The organism is Georgenia deserti (genome assembly GCF_042680605.1).
Taxonomy (GTDB): Bacteria; Actinomycetota; Actinomycetes; order Actinomycetales; family Actinomycetaceae; genus Allobogoriella; species Allobogoriella deserti.
In genome coordinates this window covers 135,034-142,189 of the sequence record NZ_JBHUEE010000011.1, presented here as the reverse complement: position 1 = coordinate 142,189, position 7,156 = coordinate 135,034, and the positions used below count along the sequence as shown (strand labels likewise).

At 65.4% G+C, this 7,156-nt stretch carries 2 protein-coding genes; one reads left to right on the top strand and one right to left on the bottom strand.

Annotation, left to right across the window (positions count from 1 at the left end; translation table 11 throughout):
• Positions 1-78: 78 nt before the first annotated feature.
• Positions 79-4,890 carry a DEAD/DEAH box helicase gene (locus ACFSE6_RS17635; RefSeq protein WP_388010430.1) on the bottom strand — a complete coding sequence of 1,604 codons (4,812 nt, stop codon included), beginning with the start codon at positions 4,888-4,890 and terminating at the stop codon, positions 79-81.
• Between the two features lie 401 nt (positions 4,891-5,291).
• Between ACFSE6_RS17635 and ACFSE6_RS17630 the strand changes: the two genes are divergently transcribed.
• Positions 5,292-6,713: an SNIPE associated domain-containing protein gene (locus ACFSE6_RS17630; RefSeq protein WP_388010427.1), complete on the top strand. Its 1,422-nt coding sequence runs from the start codon at positions 5,292-5,294 to the stop codon at positions 6,711-6,713.
• The last annotated feature ends 443 nt before the right edge of the window (positions 6,714-7,156 follow it).

Here is a 7,156-nt window from a genome sequence, read left to right as displayed (position 1 = left end):
ACAACACCCCCCGGATCATCAACGACAGGGGCAGACAGTCATGCCGGACCCAGCGACCACAACCCCGCCCACGCGGGATCACCAAGAAGGTAACGGGAGGGAGTCGACGAGACGGACCGTCTCGACGGAGACGGTGGCGACCTTCTCGATGAGGTCGAGGATGTAGCGGGGGTTGCCGACCTCGCGGGCCCAGTCGTTGGGGTCGTTGACGATGCCGGAGCCCTTATCTGTGCGGATCTGGTAGCGGTCGATGAGCCAGTCAAGCGCTGAGCGGGGGCCCAGCATGTACTGCTGCGCCTCTTCGGGGATGTCCGAGATCGTGATTCGTGGCGAGTAGATGATGGTCGTGCGGTCCGTCTGGCGGCCTTTGCCGGCGTAGGTCATCTTCCGGACGCGGTAGGCGTCGTAGGCTCCGTCACCGTGCGGATCGTCCGGCTCGCCTGTCACCGTCACCGGCCAGGGGGCGGCGTGTTCGTAGTTGATGTGGAGCTCGAGCAGAGTCTGGCCGGCGTCGCGGAACGCCGGGAAGTCGTCGGCTGCCGTACGCGGAATCCGGGGGAGTGAGCGCTTGAGGTCCGCGGCGAAGCGTGCGCAGTAATCGTTCGAGTGCAGCAGACCGTAGGCGAACGAGAATATGTCGTCCTTGGTCACGTCGGAGCCGTACCAAGTGCGGTAGGTGGCCAGCGTGGCGTCGGTGACGTTGTCGATGCGGCGATAGCCGTCGACGACGTCGTCGCTCATGTCCAGCGAACCGTCCGCCACGCGCTCATAGGTGTACCGGGGAAAGAATTGGCCAGTGTATGTGAAGAAAGATAGGTCGGGCATTGCGTCGACAGCGAGAACTGCGAAGTTCACGCCCGGTCGTGGCGCCATGACAACGAAGCCGTAGTTGGGGTGGTCGGGCGTCGGAAAGATCGACGGCATCCGGTAAACCATGTCGTTGAGCTCAGCGTCGAACCACACTGCTTGCTTGCTGAACGGCCTGTATTGTCCGACGTAAAGGCGTTCAAGACGAGCCTGGTACTTGCGCCCGCGAGTCACCTGGAGCCGGTCGGCGCGGTTCCAGCTGAACTTGGTCGAATCGGTGTCGATGAAGTCTCTGACTTGCTCCCTGGGCTCGGCGATGTGGTGTTCGTCGACGTAGCGGGCGAACCGGTCAACCTCAGCGTTGTAGAAGTCGACCATGCGGTTTACGTTCGTAGTCAGCTTCTCGCTGGAGTAGTTGTAGACCCAGGCGTCACGGTTGGTCTTGATTCCGCCGGAGTAGGCGCCGAAGATAGCGCCGCCCTCGCGGTCGCCCAGCGGTTGGTAGGTATCGAAGGCGTCGGTGCGCTGGTTGATCCAGTCGCCGGCACCGTTCGGCGTAATGGCAGTCCAGGCGATCTCGCCGATGTCGCTCTCCGCCACGATCGCCAGCTTCTCCTCACGCGTGAGGTAGTCACCGATGTCGCGGTAGTGGACGGTCGCGCGACCGCTGAGCCAACTGGGGTCCTTGACGAGGAAGGTCACGGCAACCGTGTTCCGTGACCCCGAGCCGAAGACTTTGCCGCCCTCCTTGCGAGACTGCTCGCCTGACGTGCGCTGGTTGCCGCGGAGGTTGTACACGTACACGTCGGTGCACTCGTCGGCGAGTGTCTTGCGCAGTCCATCGGCGGTGTTGGCGTCGATGAACCCGCCGTTGGTGACAAACCCGATCACGCCGGCATCGCCGATACGAGTCAGTGCCCACCGGATCGCGCGGATATAGGAGTCGTAGAGCGAGTTCTTGTTCGTGGCCGTCGATCGCTTCGCGAACGTGGACTCGATCGCCTTGTCGAGGCTCGGGTATCTCAGGTTCGCATTGTTGTCGTTTCCTGAGGTCTGTCCCACCGAGTACGGCGGGTTGCCGACGATCACGCGGATATCGAGCTTGCGCTGGGCCTCCACGCGCGAGCTGTTGGTGGTGAAGACGGCCTGATCGTCGAGGTCGTCGTCCTCGGTCATCTGGAAGGTGTCGGTGAGGATGACGCCGTCGAACGGTTCGTACGGGACAAGCGTGCCGTCGTCGGCGCTCAGACCGGCCTGCTCGACCTTCGCCTGATGGTAGGTGGTCTCGATGTTGACGGCCGCGATGTAGTACGCGAGGAGCATGATCTCGTTCGCGTGCAGCTCGGTGGCGTACTTGCGGGCGAGGTCGTGCGGGGTGATTAGGCCGGAGCCGATGAGCCGGGTCAGGAAGGTGCCGGTGCCGGCGAACGGGTCGAGGATGTGGACGCCTTCGTCGGTCAGCCCTTTGCCGAAGTGGCTGCGGGAGAGGTGGTCGACGGAGCGAAGGATGAAGTCGACGATCTCGACCGGGGTGTAGACGATGCCGAGCGCGTCGGCGGCCTTGGGGAAGGCGAGTTTGAAGAACCGCTCGTACAGGTCGGCGATGATCCGCTGCTTGCCCTCGGCGTTGTCGATCCCGGCCGCGCGGGCACGCACGGACTCGTAGAACGATTCCAGGTTCTCGGTTTCGGTCTCCAGGTTCGCGCCCTCCAGTGTCCGCAGCATGTCCTGCATGACGCGGGAGACCGGGTTGTGCGCGGCGAAGTCGTAGCCTTCGAAGAGTGCGTCGAAGACGGGCTTGGTGATCATGTGCTGGCTGAGCATCTGGACGGCGTCCTCGCGCGAGATGCCGTCGTTGAGGTTGTGCCGCAGTGCCGTGTGGAAGGCGACGAACTCTTCGGCGGCGTGCCCGGAGGCGATGATGCTCAGCAGGCGCGTGCGGTGCCGTTCCGCGATCGCGGCGACGTCCCTGGCCCAGTCCTCCCAATAGGTCCGCGAGCCGACCTTGCGCACGATCTTCGCGTAGAGGGCGTCCTGGTACTCCCCGAGCGAGGACAGGTCCAGCGTGCCCTGCACTGCGTGGCCCCCGTCGTCCGCGCCGTCGTTGGCCCCGGGGCCGCCGACGCCGATGACCTGGATGCGTTCGTCGCGGCCGGTGTTCAGGTCGATCTTGTTGATCATCGACTCGAACCGCTCGTCGTGGGCACGTAGGGCCCGCAGCACCTCCCAGACCACGCGGTAGCGCTCGTTGTCTGCGAGGGCCGCCTCGGGTGTCGTCCCTGCCGGGATGCCGATCGGCAGGATGATGTAGCCGTACTTCTTCCCCGGTGCCCGGCGCATCACCCGCCCGACGGACTGGACGACGTCGACCTCGGACTTGCGCGGGTTGAGAAACATCACCGCATCCAGCGCGGGGACGTCAACGCCCTCGGCCAAGCAACGGGCGTTGGACAGGATCCGGCACTCGCCCTCCTCTGGTTGCGACCTGAGCCAGTCCAGGCGCTCACCGCGCTGCAGCATGTTCATCGAGCCGTCCACGTGTTGGACCTGGGCGGACAGCGCGGCGGCGTCGTCCCCGCCGACCCCGGACAGGTGCGCGTACTCGCCGGTCACGGAGGCGAATACCTCGGCGAACGCCTTGGAGGACTTGATGTCGCGGGCGAACGCGACGGCGCGTTTCATCGGCTCGGGGTCCCCAACGAACTCCTGGTCGGTGTTGCCCCGCTTGGCCAGGCCGTTCCAGCAGCCGACGATGCGGGCGGCGTCATCGAGATTGAGCTCGCCGTGGTCGGAGAAGTCGCCCTGGAACGTGCGGGAGACAGCCCCCTCGTCCACGGCCAGCACGAGCACCCGGTAGTCGGTCAGCAGGTCTAGCTCGACAGCTTCGCCGAACCCGAGACGGTGGAACTGCGGACCGAACAGGGACTCGTCGTCCATCGAGGCCAGCACCACCTGATCATCGGCAGCCCGCGACTTCGCGCTTTCGCCGTAGATCCGCGGGGTCGCCGTCATGTACAGCCGCTTGGCCGCCCGCAGGTAGGCGTCATCGTGGACCCGCACAAACGCGGACTCCTCAGCCCCGACAAGCGTGGCGCCCGTCGTGCGATGCGCCTCGTCACAGATCACCAGATCGAACTCACCCAGCCCCTGTTCCTGAGCCTGGTGGATCACGCCGATCGACTGGTACGTCGAGAACACCACCGTGACCCGGCCCTGACTGCGCGCCTCATCCTGCGCCGCGACCGCCAGCCGCGTCGGGTCCGTCGTGGCCGGGATGGGCAGATCCACCACCGACACGTCCTCACCCGGCCGCACCCCGCCGCGACCGACCTTGCCATCCGAACAGACCGCGAACGTCCGCAGCGATTCGGCGGCCTCCGTCGACCACTCTGTTAAGGACTGCGACAGCAGGGCGATCGAGGGGACCAAGAACAGTACTCGCCCGCCAAGTGGGACGAGTTCCTCGGCGATCTTGAGCGCCGTGAATGTCTTGCCCGTCCCGCATGCCATGACCAGCTTGCCGCGGTCGGACTTAGTGAAGCCGTCGCGCACGGCGTTGAGGGCCTCGACCTGATGTGGACGAAGCTGCTTGCGCTCCTTCTGTTCGAGCAGCTCGGGTGTCTCGAAGGAGAACTGGTCCCAGTCGATGGAGGACTCGACGAAGTGCTCCAGACCGATGCGCGAGACCGGCTTCGACTGCTCGCGGATCGCCGCTTCGGCGTTCGGCCCCCACTCCAACGCCGTCGAGACCACGATCCGACGGGCGAACGGATCCTTACCGGACTCACTGAGGAACGAATCGATGTGCTGCTTCGTCAGGCGAGTCGACGGGTCATAGAACTTGCACTGGATCGCCACTAGATCGCCTGTCTCGCGCTCTTGCGCCACCAGATCGATACCGGTGTCCCGACGCCCGCCGTTCCCCGGCCACTCACCCCACAACCACACGTCGGTGAACATCTCGGCCCACGAGACATCCGCCCGGAGGAACGCCTTCGTCAGTCGCTCGAACTTGGCGCCCTTGTCAGCCTCCGACTTCGCGGAGAAGTACAGCTTGTCCAGCAGGTCCTCAACGGTGCTCACCGGCACATGGTGCCTTACGCGCCGCCGACCTTTGGCGGCTTTGCGGGTCGACTCTTAGGCTCCCTATCGTCAAGGCGTCGTGGTGCCGCCGCCGAGGCGATGTGCCACGGGCTAGTGGGGATGGCTCCGTGTGGCCAAAGCGGCTCTGACCATGCCAGAGGGGCAGATGTGGCCCCGGTCCGGATTCGAGAGCTCATAAGCTCGGCTTCACCAATCCCGCGGTTGTCGACGACGACATTCGCCGTACTGGCGGCCTCATCGCCGTACTGGCGGCCTCATCGACGTCCTGACGACGATCCACAACCCGCCCGCGAGAAGGAGGCCGCGGTGCGCGGGCGGCTCGGGTTGGCCAGAGCCGACGCACAACTCAAGGAGGCGTTTCCGCGCCAAAGCCACACGCCGTGCTGCGGGATCATGTAGCGTCTGGCGCCGCCGCGGCACATCCGTCACGGTCACCGAACGGCTACGGAGGCGTTGTGTCGCATAGCCACGAGTCACAGGTCAAGATCCCGCTCTTCGGCGCAAGGAAGGTGGCCGCCCAGCTCGCCGCGGAGAACGAGAACCTCCGTGCCGAGCTCCATCGCGTCGGTGCGCTCGGAGCCGCCCAGATCGAGGCGGAGCGTGCCGAAGCTGCGCGACGTTTTGAGCTCCAGGCGGCAGAGCTCCGAGCGCAGACAGCAAAGGTCGAGGCGGAGTCTCGGCGAAGCGAGGAACGCGCTGCGAGAGCGGTTCAGAAGCTGCAAGCGGAGCACGACGACCTCATCGCCAGGATCCGGCTGCTGAAAGCCGAGGTCGTCGAGCTCGAGGAAGAAGCGCTCCTGCAAGAGGTCGGCGCGTACGTCTACAGTCATCCGCTCGAGAACGCGGCGGCCTACAAGGAGCGACTCGGGATTATTCGGTCCCGAATCAAGGAGATGGCGCAGACGGACGGCGGGGCCATCCATGCGAGTACAAACTGGACCGTCGAAGGGTCTGCCGCGAAGGGCCGGCAAATGGTCCGCCAGACTGCAAAGCTCATGCTGCGCGCGTACAACGCCGAAGCTGACGCGCTTCTCAGATCGCTGAAACCGCACCGGCTGGAGGCCAGCATCGAGAAGCTGCGGAAGACCGCGGAGCAGATCGAGCGGAACGGGCGCGTCATGGCGATCGAGATCGACGATGCCTACGAGCGGCTCCGTGTGGACGAGCTTCGCCTCACCGCTGACTATCTCGCCAAGGTCGAGGAGGAGAAGGAAGAGAGTCGTGCCGCTCGAGAGGCCCTTCGCGAACAGCGCAAGGCGGAGCAGGAGATGGAACGCGAGCGGGCCAAGCTCGAGAAGGAGCAGCAGCACATGCTCAACGCTCTCGCTGCGCTCGAGCAGAAGGGCGATGAGGAAGCCGTGTCTCGGATGCGGGAGCAGCTGGCCGACGTCGAACGGGCAATCGACGATGTGGACTACCGCGCGGCGAACCAGCGAGCCGGATATGTGTACGTCATTTCCAACGTCGGCGCGTTCGGTGAGCGGATGGTGAAGGTTGGCATGACACGTCGGCTCGACCCGATGGACCGCGTCCGTGAGCTGGGGGACGCTTCCGTCCCCTTCCGGTTCGACGTCCACGCGTTGTTCTTCGCCGATGACGCCGTGGGCATCGAGTCAGAGCTGCACCGGCGCATGGCAGATAAGAGGGTCAACCTCATCAATCTGCGGCGCGAGTACTTCTATGCGACGCCCGGCGAGGTGCTCGAGCAACTGCGGGACCTGGCCGGAGAGGTGCTCCAGTTCACTGAGCTGCCTGAGGCGGTCGAGTTTCGGCAGAGCGAGTCGATGCGCGCTACCGCATAAGCGTAAGCGGCACAGGATGTGACTCGGTCACTTCCATCGCTCGCGTGCCGCACAAGCGGCGGCTGCCGCCGCAGGCGACCACATATAGAGCGCCGGGAGTTCGCACGGTTCACCCGAGCCGGCCCGCACGGCCACGTTGGCGCCGCCGTCGTCTTCGATGACCGTCTGAGCGGTCCATTCTTACCCTTCGGCACGGGTGCGGGCCGCGTGTCCCTCGACGAGGGTGCCGGCGACGCCCTGCCGGGCGACGTCGATCGCCAGGGCAGAGCGCACCGGGGCGCCGCGGACGATGGTGAACTCCTGGCGCCGGCGTGGGCAGGGCGCTATAAGCTCACGCAGATTCTCCGCTCCGTCGACTCAGCTCTGGCGCGCTGCCTGCCGGCGTCTCGAGGCTGGTGGTCAGCCGGAGCCGGCCGTCGGGTGTCCGACTCCGAGGGCCTCCA